Below are 17,329 nucleotides of genomic sequence, written 5' to 3'. Positions count from 1 at the left end.
CCCGAGCAGGGAGACGCGAGCCATGGGGATCCAGGACGATGCCGCCGAGATCCGCGCCAGCGGCTGGCGCACGCTCGCCGCGCTGCACGGGCTGATCGACTCGGCCCTGGAGAAGGCCCTGCAGGCCGAGTACCGCCTCTCCGTGGTCGAGTACACGGTCCTGGAGGCGCTGTCGCGGCAGGACGGCTGGCACATGCGGATGCAGCAGCTGGCCCGCGCGGCGGCGCTGAGCAGCAGCGCCACCACCCGGCTGGTGAGCCGGCTGGAGGAGCGCGGGCTGCTCGGCCGCTATCTGTGCGCGGACGACCGGCGCGGCATCTACACCGAGCTGACCGCGCAGGGCCGCGAACTGCTGCGGGCGGCGCGGCCGTTGCACGACGCGACCCTGGAGGCGACGCTCACCGGGGCGGCCGACCTCCCCGAACTGGCGCCGCTGGTGCGCGCGCTCCACGACCTGGAGCCGGCTCCCGCCTCCCCGGCCGGCTCCTGAGCACGGCGCTGAGCACCGGCCGCCCGGACATCAGGCCGCCCGGACGGACGGTGCTCAGCGCCGCGAGCTGAGCGCGTCCTCGTGGACCCGGTCGAGCAGGGCGAGCAGCAGTTCCTTGCTGGACGCGCGCTCCCGGACGTCGCAGAGCACGACCGGCACACCCGGGTCGAGGTCGAGCGCGCGCCGGACGTCGTCGGGGGTGCAGTCGCGGCGCCCGTGGAAGCAGTTGACGCCGATGGCGAACGGGATGCCGCGCTGCTCGAAGAAGTCGACCGCGGCGAAGCTGGACTCCAGTCGGCGGGTGTCGGCCAGCACGATCGCGCCGAGTGCGCCGAGGGCCAGGTCGTCCCACATGAACCAGAACCGGAACTGCCCCGGGGTGCCGAACAGGTAGAGCACCAGGTCCTGCCGGACGGTGATCCGGCCGAAGTCCATCGCGACGGTGGTCGTCGACTTGCCCTGGACGCCGTCGAGGCTGTCGACCCCGATGCTGGCCCGGGTCATCCGTTCCTCGGTCTGGAGCGGTTCGATCTCACTGACCGAGCCGACCATGGTGGTCTTGCCGACGCCGAAGCCGCCGGCCACGAGGATCTTGACCGCGCCCGGCACCAGGCTCTGGGTCGTCACGTCTGGTCTCCTGGAAGGGAACTGAGCGGAAGAGCGAAAGGTCGGAAGAGCTGCGAAGCGGAAGAGCTGCGAAGCGGAGGGACGGAGGGGCGGCGGAACAGGCCCGTCCCGATCGGGCCCGACCCGGTCAGAGCCGCCGGACACCCTCGATCACGGCCCGGATCAACGCGATGTCCGGTGCCTCGGCGAGCTGGACGGGTGCCCGGGTGAGGATCATCCTGGCCTCGGCGAGGTCGTCCAGTAATACCTTGACCACGCTCACCGGGAGGTCCATGGTCGCCGCGATCTCGGCCACCGCCAGCGGGCGTTCGCGGCAGAGGTCGAGGATCGCGGCCGGTTCGGGCGTCAACCGGCTGGTGTCCGTGCGCGGGTCGGCGGTGACCACCAGGGTGATCAGCGCGAATCCGTCACGGACCGGTCCGGTGCGCCCGTTGGTGATGGCGTAAGGGCGGACCAGATGGCCCGCGTCCTTGTCGAAGAACCAGGCCTCGTCGGCGTCGACGGTCACGCACCGCCACCCACGCCCGGCTGGCCGGCGTCGCTGCGCGGCGCCGCGGTGAGGTACTGGCCGACCTGCTTCACCAGCATGTTGATCTCGTAGGCCATCAGCCCGGCGTCGACCGCCTCACTGGTGAGCACGGCGAGCCGGGCACCCTGGCCGGCGGTCGTGACGAACAGGAACAGCTGGTCCATCTCGATCACGGTCTGCCGGACCCGCCCGCCGTTGAACCGGTGGCCGGCGCCGCGGGCGAGGCTCTGCAGACCGGAGGCCACGGCCGACAGGTGCTCGGCGTCGGCCCGGTCCAGGCCCTGGGAGAGCCCGATCAGCAGGCCGTCCTCGGAGAGGACGATGGCGTGCCGGGTCTCCGGGACCCGCGCCACCAGCTGGTCCAGCAGCCAGTTGAGGTCGCGCTGGGTATCGGTGTACTGCGTCATCACTGCTGTTCCTTAGCTGCGGAAGGTGCGGCCGGGGCAGCGGGCGCGGCCGGCGCGTCCGCGTCGGGTGTCGCCGCACGGGCGGTGCGGGTGCCGCGCTGGATGGCGGCCATGGTGGCCCGCGAGCGCTGCGGCGAGGGGTCGTCCGCGGACGGTCCGAAGGAGCCGTTCCCGCCGGTCCCGCCGACGCCGTCGGCCCCGTCGGGAGCCGCCGGGCCGGTGCGGGCGTACGGGGCGGGGGCGGGTGCGCCGGGCCGTCCGTACGCGCCGGGGTGGCCGAATGCCGTGCCCGGCGCGTTGGCCTCGCGCAACTGCTCGGCGAGGCTGGCGTTGCGGACCCGCTGCGGCAGCACGCGCGGGGTGCGCAGCTCGCCGTCGGGGCCGTGCTCCGGCGTGGTCTCCTCGGCGCGCTGGTGCGTGGGTGCCGTTGCCGCCGCGGAGGCCGCCGCGGCCGCCGTCGCCGCTGCGAGCGCCGCGAACGCGGCCGTCGGCCCGTCGCTGCCGTCCGCCGCCGACTCCCCGGCCCCGGCCACCGCCGCCCCGTCGTCCGGGCCGGGCTCGTCCTCCGGCTCGCCGTACGGCCGGGGCATGGCCGGTCGGGCCACCACCACGGCGCCCGGCAGACCGGGGATCGACGAGCCCACCGACAGGCCGGCGTTGACCGTCGGGTCGTCCTCGTCGCGGGTGCCGCCCTGGGGGTAGCGCGCGAGCAGTTCGCCGATCACCACGCTGCCGTCGAACCGGTCCGCGGTACCGCCGAGCACTCCGGTCGGGTCGTCACCGTACGGGACCGGGTCCGCGACGGGGGCCGGAGCCTGAGCCGGAACCGGAGCGAAAGCCGGAGCCGGGGCCGCACCTAGGGCCGGGAGCCCCTCCGTCACGGCGGCCTCGGTCCCACCGGCCACCGAATGCCCGGCCACCGAATGCCCGACGCCCGAAGCCTGCCCGAACTCCTGCCCCTGCCCGAAGTCCTCTCCCTGCCCGTACTCCTGTCCCTGCCCCGCCCCCGGCCGGGTGCCCAGCAGCCCGCCCAGGACCCCGGCGAGCGCGCCGGACAGCTCCTGGTCGATCTCGCCGAGCTCCGCGTCCGCGTCCGCCCCGCCGCCCGGCGGCAGGTCGGGCACGGGCGTCCGGGTGACCCGGGCGCCGGACGGCAGGCCGGGGAGGGCGGCCGGCTGCCCGGCCTGCTCCAGCAGCAGCGCGGGCACCAGCACCACGGCCCTGGTCCCGCCGTACGGCGAGGGCCGCAGGGTGACCTGGATGTCGTGCCGCGCGGCGAGCCGCGCGACCACGAACAGGCCGAGCCGCAGGTCGTCGCCGAGCGCGGAGACGTCCAGCTCGGGCGGGTTGGCCAGGTAGTCGTTGAGCCGCTCGTACTCGTCCTCGGCCATGCCGAGGCCGCGGTCCTCGACCTCCACCGCCAGGCCCTTGGGCACTTCCTGCGCGGAGACCTGCACCTGGGTGTAGGGCGGGGAGAAGGTGGTGCCGTTCTCGATCAGTTCGGCGACGAGGTGGATCACGTCGGCCACGGCCTGGCCGCTGAGCGAGGCCCGGGGTACGCCCTGGACGACGACGCGCGAGTAGTTCTCGGTCTCGGAGACGGCGCTGCGCAGCACGTTGACCATCGGGACGGCGTTGCGCCAGCGCCGGGCGGGCAGGGCGCCGCCCAGGATGACCAGGTTCTCGGCGTTGCGCCGCATCCGGGTGGCGAGGTGGTCGACCGCGAACAGTTCGCGCAGCAGCTCGGGTTCCTCGTGCTCGCGCTCCAGCGCGTCGAGCATGCTGATCTGGCGGTGGATCAGGATCTGGGTGCGCCGGGCGATGTTGAGGAAGACCTTCTTCGTCCCCTCGCGGCCCTGGGCCTGGTGGACGATCGCGGCGACCGCGGCCTGCCGGACGGCGGCGAGGCCGTCGGCGGTCTGCTGGACCTCGTCGCCGATCCGCCGGGAGGGAGTCCAGGCGGGCGGGGTCGGGACCGACTCGCCGGCCTGGAGCCGGCCGACGACCTGCGGGATCTCCTGCTGGGCGAGGGACAGGGTCTCGGCGTGGAGGTCGGCGAGCCGGCCCGGGAGGGTGCGCGCGGCGCGCAGGCCGCGGACCAGGCTCCAGAGGAGGACGGCGGCGACCACGGCGGTGCCGCCGTAGAGGGCGGTGCGTTCCCCGGCGTCGCGCAGCAGGTAGGCGGCGTAGCCCCAGGCGGCGGCGAGGCCGAGGCAGGGGACCACCGCGAGGGCGAGGAGCGAGCTGCGGAGGGAGCCGGACCGGCCGGCGCGGTGGCCCGTCCGGGGGGCCGATATGCCTGGCATCTGATTCCTTGTAGCAGGGCCGAACGGCGGTTGTCCGTGTGCGGTCCGACCGCGGTCGCGGGGCGCCACGGCCGGCGGTGCCCGGAGGGTTGCCGGATCCGGTGACGCCTTGTCACCGTCCGGACGGATTCTGCACGGCCGCCGACTGCAGGCACGCTACCAGCCTCAGGTGCCCTCTGGGCAACATCAACTGACGATATGTGAACGGGTGATGACAGGGCGGCCGGGGCGTTCGGGGTCGGTCCCGGGGGTCGTTCCGGCAGGTCGGAGGAGGTGCGGGGAGGGCCTGACGGCTTTCCGGAGGCCGGGGTCCGGTCGCCGGAAAGCCGTCAGGGACGTGTCAAGAGCACCCGTGGGGAGGTCCCGGCGCTGCCCGGCTCAGCCCGCCAGCGGCATCCGCAGCACGGCTGCCGTCGCGCCCTGCGCCTGCGCCTCCATCCCGTCCTCGCGCTCGGCCAGCTCGGTCCACGCCCAACTGGCGAGATGGGCGAGCTCGGCCGACCACTGCTTCCCGTAGGTGCCCGAGGCCACCTGGCCGAGCCGCAGCCGCTGGACGTCCGAGGTGCCGGCCGGCGGGTAGACGTGGGTGGCGTCGCGCAGATAGCGCTCGATGTGGAAATCGGCGTGCAGGCCGCGGGCGGCGTGGATCTCCATCGCGTTGCGCGCCGAGTCCAGCGCGTACTCGGTGTTGATCAGCTTGGCGTTCATCAGTTCGGCGTCGCACGGCCGGCCGTGGTCCAGCTGGTGCGAGGCGTGGTACGCGGCGAGCTTGGCGGTCATCAGCCGGGACTGCATCTCGCCCAGCTTCAACGCGATGTTGGGCAGTTGGGACAGCGGCTTGCCGTACATGATGCGTTCCTCGGCGAACCGCGCGGTGTCCTCGACGATCGCCCGGTGGATGCCGAGCGCGACCGCCGCCAGGTTCAGCCGCCCGTAGAGGGTCGAGGACGAGTAGGCCACGTCCAGGCCCTGGCTCTCCAGGCCGAGCCGGTTGGCGACCGGGATCCGGCAGTCCTCGAAGACGAGTTCGCCGAAGCTGAAGCCGTGCAGACCGCTCTGCGAGCCCAGCTCGCCGGTCCGGAAGCCCGGGCGGTCGCTCTCCACCAGGAACGCGGACAGCCCCTTGCTGCCCTCGCCGGTGCGGAGCACCACGCCGTGCACGTCGCCGATGTGCGAGTTGCCCACGAACCACTTGCGTCCGTTGAGCACGTACTCGTCGCCCTCGCGCCGGGCGGTGCCGCTCATCCCGAGCACATGGCCGCCGGACTCCGGTTCGGTGACGGCGATCGTGGGCAGCGCCGTCCCGTTGGCGAACCTGGGCAGCCAGTGGCGGCGCTGGGTGTCGCTGCCGAAGTGGATGACCTTGGCGACCCCGAGCTGCGAGGCCTGGGCGATCGCCCCCATTGCGCCGCTGACGCGCGACAGTTCCTCGACGATCACGGTTTTGGCCAGGTGTCCCAGTCCCAGTCCGCCGAATTCGCGCGGGATGGTGACGCCGATCCAGCCACGGCGGGCGATCTCCCGCGCGAGCTCGAATTCGACCTGGCGCTCGGCCTCCATTCTGGCCACCTGCGGGCGTACTTCCTTCTCCGCGAACTCGCGTACCTCCACTCGGAGGCTCTCGTGTCGCTCGTCGGTGAAGTAGTCCATCGCCATACCAGGTCCTCTCGGTTCGGGTGGTTCGGTGGATGTGCCTCCGTCCGTGCAGCCGATCCGCTTCGGCCGCCGAGGGGTGGGGGAGTGACGGTGGCGGCCGGTTGCCCCTGAGTTGCAGCCGGTGCGTGCGGATGTGCCGGCGGTGGCCCACGCTGCCCTTGGGGACCGCCGTTTTTCGGCAGGGCTCATTGTCATATGTGCGTCGGAAGCGCTCTACAGTGGATCTTGGATTGGCGTGATTCGGGCCGTTCGCGGACTACCGGGGATTGAAGGGGCGTCTGGTGGGGAAGTGACCTCTCCCGCTTTTGTGATCCGGGGTTTCCGTCGGTACCCGTTCCGGTTGTCCGCCGCTTCCCGTGCCGGTCGCCCGGCCGTTCCCGGCCCGTTCCCGCGCGGCGGCCCGCCGGACGGCCCTCCGCCGCCCGCAGGTGGGCCGCCCGCCGCCTCGCCGCCGACATGCGGCTTTGACTGAGCATCAGCAGCGGGGAAGGGGAGGGCCCGGGAGCGCGTAAGGCGCCGGATGTCTGATTACATGTGCGCCATGACTGATGTGATGAGCACTCAAGGCCAGTTCCCGGGTGCCGCCGGCGAGTCCGAGAGGGCCCGCAGGCTGCGCAGCCTGGGCCTCAACGAGCCCACCGCGGACGAGGCCTTCGACCGCTTCGCCCACCTGGCCGCCAGCATCACCCGCGCCCCCATCGCGATGGTCAACTTCATCAACGACGAGCGGCAGATGTTCCGGGGGCTCTACATCCCGCCAAACTCCACCGATGCGGTGGCCGAAGAAGGCTCCTCGTGGGCCGATCGCGGCATCGCCTTCGACCTTCCGACCCGGGAGATGCCGCTGAGTCACGGCTTCTGCCCCCACGTCGTCGCGCAGCGTTCCCCCCTCGCGCTCGACGACATCCTCGCCTACCCCCGGTTCGCCGGGAACCCGGTCGTCGACGAACTGGGCGTCCGCGCCTACCTCGGCGCCCCGCTCGTCGACGACACCAACACCGTCATCGGCACCGTCTGCGTGCTCGACCGCGAACCCCGCCAGTGGGGCCGCGAACGGCTGCGCGACATCCAGCACCTCGCCGAGGCCCTGCTCTCCGAGATCCGCCTGCGCGACAACCTGCTCGCCCAGCAGCAGGAGATGTTCGCGGCCTTCGACGGCTCGCCGTTCCCGATCATGCTCACCGACGGCCCCGGCCAGGAGATCCGCTACGCCAACGCCCAGCACGCCGACACCTTCGGCGCCCCGGCGGCGTACGGCGCCGTCGGCCTGGCCTACCCCCAACTCGGCGCCGCCGGCCTCCAGCAGGCGGTCTCCGAGGCGTACCACACCGGCCGCGCCACCGTCCTCAACGAGGTGCGGGTCCAGTCCCTGCGCCCCGAGGCCCAGCGCGGGCAGCAGATCTTCAGCTTCACCTGCACCCCGCTGCGCACCGCCCGCACCGGCCAGGTCACCGGCGTGCTGACGGTCGGCATGGACGTCACCGCGCAGTCCCGCACCGAGGAGGAACTCGGCACGCTCGCGGCCCTCCTGGTGGACCGCCTCCAGCAGAACGGCACCCCCCCGGTCGGCCGCCCCGGCCTCGGCGCGGGGGAGACCGGCCTCGTCCTGCCGGGCTGAGCACGACCGGCCCGGCCCGACCGCGTGCGGGTCACCCCCCCCGGACCGCGTACGCACCACCGGAGTTCCGTACGGCGCAGCACCGGCCGCCACCGCGGCGGCACCGCGCCCCGACCCAGTCCCGACCGCTCGACCAGCTCCCGCCCAGCTCCCGAACGCTCGACCAGCTCCCGACCAGGTTCCGCCCAGGTCCCGAACGCGCCCCGACCGCGCGTCGGACCGCAGCACGGCCGCCCACCGCGGCGAGCCGTCCCATCGCGGCGGGGCGCCTCTCACCCCCGAGGAGAGGCTCCCCGCCGCGCTGCTGTCCGGGTGAACCGCCCGCCGCCGTCCCGCCGGACCGGCCCCCGCGGCCGCCGCCGGTGGTAGGCATGGGCCGCATGCAGTGGTTCGCCGCCCCCGAGTACTGGCTCAGCAGACTGCTCGTGCAACGGATGCTGGCCGCCCTCTACCTGATCGCCTTCCTGGCCGCCGCCCGGCAGTTCCGCGCCCTGATCGGCAGCCGCGGCATGCTCCCCGTCCCCCGCTTCACCGCCCGGGTCCCGTTCCGGCAGGCACCCGGACTCTTCCACCTCCACTACAGCGACCGCTTCTTCGCCGCCGCGGCCCTGACCGGCGCCGTGCTCTCCGCCGCCCTCCTCGGCGGCCTCGGCGACGCCGTCCCGCTCGGAGTGTCGATGCTCTGCTGGGCGGTGCTGTGGGTCCTCTACCTGTCGATCGTCAACGTCGGGCAGACCTGGTACTCGTTCGGGTGGGAATCGCTGCTGCTGGAAGCGGGTTTCCTGGCCACCTTCCTCGGCAACGCCGACACCGCCCCGCCCGCCCCCGTCCTGTGGCTGCTGCGCTGGCTGGTCTTCCGGGTCGAGTTCGGCGCCGGACTGATCAAACTGCGCGGCGACAGCTGCTGGCGCGACCTGACCTGCCTGCGCTACCACCACGAGACCCAGCCGATGCCCGGTCCGCTCAGCTGGTTCTTCCACCACCTGCCCGGTCCGCTGCACCGCGTCGAGGCGGCCGCCAACCACCTGACCCAACTCCTCGTCCCGGTCTGCCTGCTCCTCCCGCAACCCGTCGCGACCTTCGCCGCCTGCGTCGTCGTCGCCACCCAGCTCTGGCTGGTCGCCTCCGGCAACTTCGCCTGGCTCAACTGGCTCACCGTCGCGCTCGCCCTGGCCGCCGTCGACCCGGTCCGCCTCGGCCTGCCCGTCCACCCGCGCGCCTACCCGGGCACCCCGGTCTGGTTCGAGGCCCTGGCCCTGGCGCTCACCGCCGCCGTCCTCGTCCTGAGCTACTGGCCGGTCCGCAACATGGTCTCGCCCCACCAGGTCATGAACCGTTCCTTCAACCGCCTCCACCTGGTCAACACCTACGGCGCGTTCGGCAGCGTCAGCCGCACCCGGCAGGAGGTCGTGCTCGAAGGGACGGACGAGCCGGTGGTCACCCGGCACACCGTGTGGAAGGAGTACGGGTTCAAGGGCAAACCCGGCGACGTCCGCCGCCTCCCGCGCCAGTACGCCCCCTACCACCTGCGGCTGGACTGGCTGATGTGGTTCGCCGCCATCTCCACCGGGTACGCCCGGCCGTGGTTCCTGCCGTTCGTCGCCCGGCTGCTCGTCAACGACCCCGACACCCTGCGCCTGCTGCGGCACAACCCCTTCCCGGACACCCCGCCGACCCACGTCCGGGCGACCCTCCACCGCTACCGGTTCACCGATTGGCGCGAACTGCGGCAGACCCGCGCCTGGTGGCACCGCACACCGCTGACCGAGTACCTCGCGCCGGTCGACCTCGCCGCCCTCGCCCGCGCCGGACACCATCCGCCACCGGCCCCGGGCAGGGCCGGAGCGGCCGGTACGGACCCGGACGGCCGGTCCCGGCGTGCTCCGAACGGGTGGTGAGCGGGTGACGACCGGTGACGCGGACCACCCGGCCGGCCCTCCCGGGTGGCGCCCGGCCGGGCGCTGTGGCACGCCACACCGCCCCGAGGAGTGGTGGGTGCGTGCATGGCTCGAACGGGCACCCGTATTCTTGGCCTCCGACCGGCAGCCCTACCGCGCGCCCCCTCAGCCCCACCCGCCGGGGCCGCACCGCGCACCCGGACCGCCGCCCCCTCGCCGCCAGCCCACGCCCCCGCCGCAGCCGCCCAGAACCGGACCTCACATGACAGTGCTTCACTCCCGCAACGCCGACGCGGCCGACGCAGCCGGCTCCGCAGACGTCAAGGACACCACGGCCGCCACGGACTCCACGGCCGCCGCGACCACCACCGACACCGACCTCCGCGAGGACCTCGGCCGCTACGCCGAACTCGGTGCCTTCACCCTCACCGCCGACACCCATCCCTGGTACGCGGCGCTGGACACCGTCGCCACCCCCGAGGACGCCCGCGCCGCGTCCACCGTCCTCGCCGAACTGCGCGGACACGACCTCCAGCAGGTCTGGGACGACGTCACCGCGCTCGCCGCCGACGTCCGGATCGACGCGCCGGACACCGTCGGCAAGACCGCCGTACTCGTCGAGATGCTCCAGCTCCTGCGCCGCACCTCGACCGTGCTCGCCCCGGCCGCGTACGACGCCGACCTCGACTCCCTGATCGCCGCCACCGCCGACCGGACCTGGCGGCGCGAGCGCGGCGTCAAGCTGTCCTGGCTGCGCGGTCGCTCGCTGCGCAAGCAGGCCACCGCCCTCGCCGTCACCACCGGCCGCCCCCGCGGCCAGGACCTGCACGAGGCACTCGCCTCCGCCGCGGTCGAGCGCCGGGCCTGGGCCGCCCTCGCGCCCGCCGGCACCCTGCCCACCGCGCCGTCCGACGCCGCCCTCGTCCACCGCACGGCGCAGGCCTTCGAGGCGATCAACACCGGGGTGCGCGAACTCGCCCGCCTGCTGCCCGGCCAGGACCTCGACGCGCTGTCCTTCCCGGACCTCGTCGACCTGGTCGACCGCCTCGCCGCCGACGAGGGCACCCTCTACCGGCTGCCCACCGTCCGCGGCCTGCGCGCCACCCTGGAGGAGGCCGGCCTCGCCGAGCTCCTCACCGAGCTGGCCGCCGCCCGCGCCGACCGCCGTGCCGCCGAGGCCGCCTTCGCCGCCCGCCAGGCCCTCGCCGGCGGGCAGCGCGACGGTCTGGTGCCGCCGGTCGAGGAGGCTGCCGACACGACGGCCGAGGAGTCGGCCGAGGAGTCGGCCGAGGTGACGGGTACGGAGGAGACCGAGGCGGCCGCCGACGTGGCCACCGAGGCCGAGGTCGAGGCCGAGGCTGAGGTCGACGTCGAGGCTGACATCGAGGTGGACACCGACGCCCCGGAGGCCGAGGTCGTCACCGCCGAGCCCGTGGCCGAGGCGGACAGCCCGGAAGCCGAGGCCCCGGTCGAGGAGCAGCCGCTCGTCGTCACCCTCCCGGCCCCCTCGCCTGCCGCCGACGACCTCCTCGGCACCACCCCTGCCCCGCCGGCCCAGCCCTCCGCCCCGGAGGCGGAGACCATCGCCGCCACCGAGGTCGAGGCCGAGGTGGAGCCGGTGGACGAGCCGGAGCCCGTGGCTGAGGTCGAGCCCGAGCTTGCGGTTGAGGTCGCGCCGGAGATCGAGGCCGATGTCGAGCCGATCTCGGTGGAGAAGGCCCCTGAGCCGATTGCCGAGGTCGAGCCCGAGGCTGTCGCCGAGACCACGGTCGAGGCCGAGGTCGAGGAGGAGCCCGTCACGGAGGCCCCCGTCGAGGTCGAGCCGGTCGCCGAGGCGCCGGTCGACGTCGAGCCGGCCGTGACCGAGTCGACCGTCACCACCGAGGTCGTGGCTGAGGAGCCGGTCGTCGAGGCCGTGGACGAGGCTCCGGTCGCGGAGGTCGCGGAGGTCGGTCGCGGAGGTCGCGGAGGTCGCGGAGGTCGCGGAGGTCGCGGAGGTCGCGGAGGTCGCGGAGGTCGCGGAGGTCGCGGAGGTCGCGGAGGTCGCGGAGTCGGCCGTCGAGCCCGAGCCGACCGTCGAGGCGGAGGTCGAGCCCGAGGCGGCGGTCGTCGCCGAGGCCGAGGTCGTCGAGGCAGTCGAGAGCGAGCCCGCTGTCGAAGCCGAGCCGGCTGCGGAGGCACCGGCCGTCGTCGTCGAGGAGCCTGCCGCCGAGACCGAGACCGAGACCGAGACCGAGACCGAGGCCGCGACCGAAGCGGCCGCGTCCCCGGCGAAGCCGGAGTTCACCCCGGGGCGGCCCGTGACCGCGTACTCGGCGGAGGAGCTGCTCGCGATCGTGCGCTGGATCGACGCGGACGGCGCCGGTCGGAGTGACGAGGAGCTGCTCCGTGCGGCGATGAAGGAGCTGGGCTTCGCCCGACTGGGCCCGCGCATCAAGGAGGCGCTGGGCGCCGCCGTCACCGCCGCCCGCGCCTGACCCAGGCCGCCCGGCCGCACAGCCGCACGACGGCACCCGCACCACCGAAGCACCACGGCCCCGGAGGCACGGTCCACGAACCGCGCAGCCGGGGCCGTGTCGTCGTTGCCGCCCGGCCCTACCCCGCCCCGGCGGGCCGGGCCCGGCGCAGCTGCTCCGCCAGGACCGCCGGGGCCTCCGCCAGTGACGGCCCGTACCAGGTGAGGTGGCGTCCGCTCACCAGCGCGGCCGGGATACCGGGGAAGGCTTCCGGGCCGTCCTCGGCGGTGAACCGGTAGGGCTCGTCGGGCAGGACGACCAGGTCGGGGCGGCCGGCCAGCAGCTCCGGCAGGGGGACGGCGGGGTAGCGTTCCGGCCGGGCCGGGTCCTCGGCGTGCGGGAGGTGCAGGCCGAGGCGGTGCAGCAGGTCGCCGGCGAAGGTGTCGTGGCCCAGCACCATCCACGGGCGGCGCCAGATCGGCACGACCGCCCGGCGGGCGGGGCCGGGCAGGGGGAGGACCTCGGCCCAGGCGGCCTCGGCGGTGTCCAGCCAGGCGGGGCGGGGCAGGCCGCAGCCGACGGTGAGCAGCCGGTCCAGTGAGCGGAACGCCTGGTCGAGGGTGCGGATGTCGGTGACCCAGACCGGCAGTCCGGCCGCCCGCAGCGCGTCGAGGTCGGGCCGGCGGTTCTCCTCGTCGTTGGCGATCACGAGGTCCGGGGCGAGGGCGGTGATCCGGGCCAGATCGGGGTTCTTGGTGCCGCCGATCCGGGGGACATCGAGCCCGGCGGGGTGGCTGCACCAGTCGGTCACGCCGACCAGCAGCCCGGGCGCGGTGGCGGCCACGGCCTCGGTGAGCGAGGGCACCAGCGACACCACCCGCCGCCGCAGCGCCCCGCCCCCGTCGGCTGTCCCGACCCCGGGCAGCGGCACGGCCAATCCAAGATCGTCGACCGCCGCACCGTCCCCCGGCGCCCCATCCGTCGAAAGGAAGCTCACCAAGTCACCCTAGCCGTCGCTCCGGTGGCCGGGAGGGCAAAGTTCCGGGAACCGGCAGGGCACAGCGGCCGACTACCTGGTCCGGGTTCACAGGACGAACCCGAGCACGACCATTGACCAGGAGAGTTACTGATGCGCCCTCGCGTCTTCTGCGGTATCGCGGCAGCCGTCGCCCTGTTCGCCACGGGCTGTTCCAGCGGCGGTGACGGGAGCGGCGACACCACGAACGGCGGCGGGAGCGCACAGGCGTCCGCCGCCGGCGCGTTTCCGGTGAAGGTGGCCGACTGCGGGGGCAAGGAGACGACGGTCTCCCGGGCGCCGCAGCGGATCGTCACCACCGACGCGGCCGGTCTGGAGATGCTGCTCCAGCTCGGGGCCGGTGACCGGGTCATCGGGACGGGCTTCCCGCCCGGGAAGGGCAGCCTGCCGGCCGCCGTGGCCGAGCAGGGCGCCAAGGTGCCGGTGCTCGGGGACACCCTGATCCCCAAGGAGAAGCTGCTCGGCTCCGGCGCCGACCTCTACGTGGACACCTTCGGGCCGATGCCGATGATGGGCGCCGCCGGTGCCGGGCCGACCGAGGAGGAGCTCAAGGCGGTCGGCATGCAGCACGTGCTGCTGCTCTCCACGGCCTGCGCGAGCGGTCCGAAGGCCGCGTCCGGGCCGCGCACCGACCTGACCGGGGTGGCGGAGGACGTGCGCCGCCTGGGCGCGGTCACCGGGACGGCGGCCCGCGCCGAGGAACTGGTCGCCGCGATGGACAAGCAGATCACCGAGGTCAAGAACGCCACCGCGGGCGTACCGGAGGCGCAGCGTCCCGGGTACTTCCTCTTCGACTTCGACGCCGGTACAAAGCAACCGATGGCCGTCTGCGGCAAGCAGATCGCCAACGCGGTGATCACCCTGGCCGGCGCGCGCAACGTGTTCTCCGACTGCGACGCCGACTTCCGGCCCGTCTCCTGGGAGGACGTGGTGGCGAAGAACCCGGACTGGATCCAGCTCGCCGTGCGCAACCGGGGCAGCGAGGACGCCAACCGCAAGGCCTTCGACGAGGCCGAGGCGTTCCTCAAGGGCTTCCCGGCGACGCAGGGGCTCAAGGCCGTGCAGGAGGGGCACTTCCTGCGGATCGGCTCCGAGGTCACCACGATCGCCGGGATCCGCAACGCCGACACCGTGCGGCAGATCGCCGCGACCGTCCACCCGACGCTCGTCAAGAACGGGCAGTAGGCCGTGCCCCGCGCCGCCACCGCCACGGACGGCAAAGAGGCTGTCCCCGACGCCGACGCCGACGCGGCCGCCCCCGGCCCCCGGCGCCGGGGGCGGGTCCGGGCGCTGCGCCCCGGGCCGCTCGCCGCGCTGCTCACCGCCGCCCTGGTGGTCGCGCTGACCGCCGCCGTCTCGCTCGGCTCGGTGGACATCCCGCCCGGCGAGGTGTGGTCGGTGGTCGGTGGTCGGCTCACCGGGCAGCACCCGGCGCCCGGCACCCGCGACCTCATCGTCTGGCAACTGCGCGTCCCGCGCGCACTGCTGGCGGCGGCGGTCGGGGCCGGGCTCGGCCTGGTCGGCACCGCGGTGCAGGCCCTGGTCCGCAATCCGCTCGCCGATCCCTACCTGCTCGGCATCTCCTCGGGGGCCTCGCTCGGGGCGGTGGGCGTGATCGTCCTCGGCACCGGCATGGGCCTGTCGCTGACCGTCGGCGGGATCGCCGGACTGACCGTCTCGCTGGCGGCCTTCCTCGGCGCGCTCGCCGCGTTCTCCCTGGTGTGGGTGCTGGCCCGGCGCGGCGGCGGCTTCTCCCCGCTGCGCCTGGTGCTGGCCGGTATCGGCATCGGCCAGTTCCTCACCGGCCTGACCAGCTATCTCGTGCTCCAGACCGGCGACGAGCAGCAGACCCGGGGCGTGCTGTTCTGGCTGATGGGCAGCCTCAGCGGCGCCACCTGGGGCCAACTCGCCGTCCCCGCCGCCGCCGTGGCCCTGGGGCTGGTGCTGCTCCAGGGCCGCGCCCGGGGGCTGAACGCGATGCTGATGGGCGACGAGACGGCGGCCGGCCTCGGGGTCGACGTGGTCCGGCTGCGCCGGGAGATCTTCGCCGTCACCAGTGTGCTCACCGGGGTGCTGGTCGCCGTCTCGGGTGCGATCGGCTTCGTCGGACTGATGGTGCCGCACGTGTGCCGGCTGCTGGTCGGCGGCGACCACCGGCGGCTGCTGCCGCTGTCCGCCCTCACCGGCGCCGTCCTGCTGGTCGTCGTCGACCTGATCGCCCGGGTCGCTCTGGACGGCCAGGAGGTGCCGATCGGCGTGGTCACCGCGCTGCTCGGCGCGCCCACCCTGCTCTACCTGCTGGACCGACGACTGGAGCGGAATTGAGAATCGCCGTCGAAGACCTGAGTGTCACTCTCGCCGGGCGGACCGTGGTGGCCGGTGTCCACCTGGTCGCCAAGGAGGGCGAGATCGCCGGCCTGGTCGGTCCCAACGGCAGCGGCAAGTCCAGCCTGCTGCGCACCGTCTACCGGCATCTGCGGCCGAGCGCCGGGCGGGTGCTGCTGGCCGGGCGGGAGTTGTCCGAGCTGAGTCCGGCACAGTCGGCCCGGCACATCGGGGCGCTGCCCCAGGAGCGCGGCGGCGACTTCGAGTTGACCGTGCGCGAGGTGGTCGCGATGGGCCGGACCCCGTACAAGCGGGCGTTCGCCAAGGACGACGCCGAGGACCACCGGCTGGTCGCCGAGGCGCTGACCCGGGTCGGCATGGCGCACGCGCCGGACCGGGGGTTCGCCCAGCTCTCCGGCGGGGAGCGGCAACGGGTGCTGCTGGCGCGGGCGTTGGCACAGCAGCCGGACGTCCTGGTGCTGGACGAGCCGACCAATCACCTGGATGTCCGGCACCAGGTGGAGCTGCTGGCGCTGCTGCGCGAGCAGCGCCGCACCACCCTGGTCGCGCTGCACGACCTGAACGCGGCGGCCTCGGTGTGCGACCGGCTGCATGTGCTGCACCGGGGCACGCTGGTCGCCTCGGGGGAGCCGAGGGAGGTGCTGACCGCCGAGCTGCTCGCCGAGGTGTTCGGGGTGCGGGCGGCGGTGATCGAACACCCGCTCACGGGGGACCCGTTGATCGCGTTCGACCACCGGGCGCCGGTCGGCGCGCCGGACCCGGGGGTGCCGGGTCCGGTCGCGCCGCCGTCGGGCAGGGGTGCCGCGGGTGCGGGTGCTGGTGCGGCTGCCAAGGAGCCGACCGGAGCCGGGGCAGGCCTGATCGCCCCGCCCTCGGTGGTACCGGTCACCGAAGTCACCGTCCCGGTCGGTCTCCCCACCCCGGTCTCCGTCGAACGTCAGGAGGTTTCGTAGTGGCTCGGGCGGCCGTTGCGCTCGACCAGCCGGCCGACCTTCGCCGCCTCCGCGCTGCGGATCAGCTCCCACTCGCCGTCCGGGCGGTGGAGCACCGAGGAGTGCCACGGGGTCATCCACATGTCCGTGTGCTCCAGCAGCCGGATGCCGAACTTCAGCACGCCGACCTTCTGCGGGTGGATGGAGAGCCGGAACGAGCGGGGGTGCTGCTCGGCGATCAGGTCGCCCCAGGCGCGGCTGCGCTGGATGACGCCGTAGGCGCGCTGGCGGCAGTCCTTCTGGAGGGCCGACTTGGTGCCGGTCCAGCCGAAGGTGTCCTCGGTGAGGAAGCGGGTGATGCCGCGATAGAGCTTGGCGGTCTCCTCGTCGGTGAGCACCTGCTCGCGCAGCTCCTCCTTGGTGGGCGCGTACTTGGCGTGCACCCGGGCGCGCTTCTCGTCGAAGGGCAGGTCGCCGAGGACGGCCCGCAGGTCGAAGGTGTCGAGGTTGGTCAGGCCCTCGCGCTCGATCAGCGCGGACAGCTCGTCGGAGTACTGGTCGATGTGGTCGTCGGGGACGTGGATGAGGTCGCCGAAGATGTGGCCGTCCGAGCAGATCAGGATCTTGGCGCCGGGCTCGTAGATCTTGCCGATCTCCTCGGCGAGCCGGTTGAGGAAGGTGAGCGACAGCCGCTCGCCCTCGTCGGGCAGGTGGCTGAGCACCTTGGCGAGGTTGGGCGACTTGCAGGGGAAGCCGGGCAGGGTGAACAGGATCTGGTCCCCGGCGGTGATGAAGTCCGCCAACTGCTCCAGCTGGAGCGGGAAGTCGGCGGGTATCGCCTCGGCGTCCGGATCGGACGCGCGGCGGTGCGGCAGCAGCAGGTCGAGGATCTCGGCGGAGAGCCGGGCCACGGTCTGCTGGTCCGGGGCGGTGTACGCGGTGCCGGTGCTCTCGTTGCTGTCGGCCTGGGAGTCACTGGTGACGGTGGTGCCGGCGGGCGGCATGGTTGTCCTCCATGGAACGGTGTA

Annotated in this window: 15 protein-coding genes; 8 read left to right on the top strand and 7 right to left on the bottom strand. The window is 73.8% G+C overall.

What is annotated here, in order from left to right:
- The first annotated feature begins 22 nt into the window (after positions 1-22).
- The gene (locus tag ADK60_RS36000) at positions 23-490 is read left to right on the top strand and encodes a MarR family winged helix-turn-helix transcriptional regulator (RefSeq protein WP_045943029.1); all 468 of its coding nucleotides are present in this window, start codon (positions 23-25) and stop codon (positions 488-490) included.
- Positions 491-544: 54 nt separating this feature from the next.
- Here the strand turns inward: ADK60_RS36000 and ADK60_RS35995 are convergent, their stop codons facing one another.
- From ADK60_RS35995 to ADK60_RS35975, 5 genes are all read right to left on the bottom strand, one after another.
- The gene (locus ADK60_RS35995) at positions 545-1,117 is read right to left on the bottom strand and encodes a GTP-binding protein (protein ID WP_030391834.1); all 573 of its coding nucleotides are present in this window, start codon (positions 1,115-1,117) and stop codon (positions 545-547) included.
- A gap of 127 nt (positions 1,118-1,244) precedes the next feature.
- On the bottom strand, positions 1,245-1,625 hold the full coding sequence (locus tag ADK60_RS35990) for a DUF742 domain-containing protein (protein WP_030391835.1): 381 nt from the start codon (positions 1,623-1,625) through the stop codon (positions 1,245-1,247).
- Positions 1,622-2,053, bottom strand: coding sequence for a roadblock/LC7 domain-containing protein (locus ADK60_RS35985; RefSeq protein WP_045943028.1), 432 nt, complete (start codon positions 2,051-2,053; stop codon positions 1,622-1,624). Before ADK60_RS35985 ends, ADK60_RS35990 begins: the two co-directional genes overlap by 4 nt.
- Entirely contained in the window at positions 2,053-4,359 is a 2,307-nt protein-coding gene (locus ADK60_RS35980; protein WP_053651042.1) for a sensor histidine kinase, read from the bottom strand. Before ADK60_RS35980 ends, ADK60_RS35985 begins: the two co-directional genes overlap by 1 nt.
- A gap of 378 nt (positions 4,360-4,737) precedes the next feature.
- Positions 4,738-6,009, bottom strand: coding sequence for an acyl-CoA dehydrogenase family protein (locus ADK60_RS35975; protein WP_045943032.1), 1,272 nt, complete (start codon positions 6,007-6,009; stop codon positions 4,738-4,740).
- Between the two features lie 559 nt (positions 6,010-6,568).
- Between ADK60_RS35975 and ADK60_RS41285 the strand changes: the two genes are divergently transcribed.
- From ADK60_RS41285 to ADK60_RS45315, 4 genes are all read left to right on the top strand, one after another.
- Positions 6,569-7,633, top strand: coding sequence for a GAF domain-containing protein (locus ADK60_RS41285; RefSeq protein WP_063772565.1), 1,065 nt, complete (start codon positions 6,569-6,571; stop codon positions 7,631-7,633).
- Positions 7,634-8,013: 380 nt separating this feature from the next.
- Positions 8,014-9,531 (top strand): lipase maturation factor family protein, encoded by a 1,518-nt coding sequence (locus tag ADK60_RS35965; protein WP_079008985.1) that lies wholly within the window; start codon positions 8,014-8,016, stop codon positions 9,529-9,531.
- A 262-nt stretch (positions 9,532-9,793) separates the two neighbouring features.
- On the top strand, positions 9,794-11,905 hold the full coding sequence (locus ADK60_RS47940; protein ID WP_159400718.1) for a hypothetical protein: 2,112 nt from the start codon (positions 9,794-9,796) through the stop codon (positions 11,903-11,905).
- Positions 11,868-12,008, top strand: a complete 141-nt coding sequence (locus tag ADK60_RS45315; RefSeq protein WP_159400717.1) for a hypothetical protein — start codon at positions 11,868-11,870, stop codon at positions 12,006-12,008. Before ADK60_RS47940 ends, ADK60_RS45315 begins: the two co-directional genes overlap by 38 nt.
- 118 nt (positions 12,009-12,126) lie before the next feature.
- Here ADK60_RS45315 and ADK60_RS35955 read toward each other — a convergent pair whose 3' ends face one another.
- Positions 12,127-12,924 (bottom strand): helical backbone metal receptor, encoded by a 798-nt coding sequence (locus ADK60_RS35955; protein WP_502687475.1) that lies wholly within the window; start codon positions 12,922-12,924, stop codon positions 12,127-12,129.
- A 192-nt stretch (positions 12,925-13,116) separates the two neighbouring features.
- Between ADK60_RS35955 and ADK60_RS35950 the strand changes: the two genes are divergently transcribed.
- From ADK60_RS35950 to ADK60_RS35940, 3 genes are all read left to right on the top strand, one after another.
- Positions 13,117-14,208 carry an ABC transporter substrate-binding protein gene (locus tag ADK60_RS35950; protein WP_079008981.1) on the top strand — a complete coding sequence of 364 codons (1,092 nt, stop codon included), beginning with the start codon at positions 13,117-13,119 and terminating at the stop codon, positions 14,206-14,208.
- Positions 14,209-14,313: 105 nt separating this feature from the next.
- Positions 14,314-15,348: a FecCD family ABC transporter permease gene (locus ADK60_RS35945; RefSeq protein ID WP_053651053.1), complete on the top strand. Its 1,035-nt coding sequence runs from the start codon at positions 14,314-14,316 to the stop codon at positions 15,346-15,348.
- A complete protein-coding gene (locus ADK60_RS35940; RefSeq protein ID WP_079008979.1) occupies positions 15,345-16,322 on the top strand; it encodes an ABC transporter ATP-binding protein in 978 nt (325 codons plus the stop codon). The genes ADK60_RS35945 and ADK60_RS35940 overlap by 4 nt, the downstream gene beginning before the upstream one ends.
- On the opposite strand, the gene ADK60_RS35935 is transcribed toward ADK60_RS35940, so the two are convergent.
- Entirely contained in the window at positions 16,307-17,305 is a 999-nt protein-coding gene (locus tag ADK60_RS35935) for an L-tyrosine/L-tryptophan isonitrile synthase family protein (RefSeq protein ID WP_079008978.1), read from the bottom strand. The two genes, ADK60_RS35940 and ADK60_RS35935, sit on opposite strands and share 16 nt — an antisense overlap.
- Between the last annotated feature and the right edge of the window lie 24 nt (positions 17,306-17,329).

Source organism: Streptomyces sp. XY431 (genome assembly GCF_001279805.1).
Classification (GTDB): domain Bacteria; phylum Actinomycetota; class Actinomycetes; order Streptomycetales; family Streptomycetaceae; genus Kitasatospora; species Kitasatospora purpeofusca.
This window is presented reverse-complemented; position numbering and strand designations above follow the sequence as displayed.

Coding starts and splice junctions, on each gene's coding strand:
- ADK60_RS36000 (WP_045943029.1), top strand. CDS start 23: ATGGGGATCCAGGACGATGCCGCCGAGATCCGCGCCAGCGGCTGGCGC.
- ADK60_RS35985 (WP_045943028.1), bottom strand. CDS start 2,053: ATGACGCAGTACACCGATACCCAGCGCGACCTCAACTGGCTGCTGGAC.
- ADK60_RS35980 (WP_053651042.1), bottom strand. CDS start 4,359: ATGCCAGGCATATCGGCCCCCCGGACGGGCCACCGCGCCGGCCGGTCC.
- ADK60_RS35975 (WP_045943032.1), bottom strand. CDS start 6,009: ATGGACTACTTCACCGACGAGCGACACGAGAGCCTCCGAGTGGAGGTA.
- ADK60_RS41285 (WP_063772565.1), top strand. CDS start 6,569: ATGAGCACTCAAGGCCAGTTCCCGGGTGCCGCCGGCGAGTCCGAGAGG.
- ADK60_RS35965 (WP_079008985.1), top strand. CDS start 8,014: ATGCAGTGGTTCGCCGCCCCCGAGTACTGGCTCAGCAGACTGCTCGTG.
- ADK60_RS47940 (WP_159400718.1), top strand. CDS start 9,794: ATGACAGTGCTTCACTCCCGCAACGCCGACGCGGCCGACGCAGCCGGC.
- ADK60_RS35950 (WP_079008981.1), top strand. CDS start 13,117: ATGCGCCCTCGCGTCTTCTGCGGTATCGCGGCAGCCGTCGCCCTGTTC.
- ADK60_RS35935 (WP_079008978.1), bottom strand. CDS start 17,305: ATGCCGCCCGCCGGCACCACCGTCACCAGTGACTCCCAGGCCGACAGC.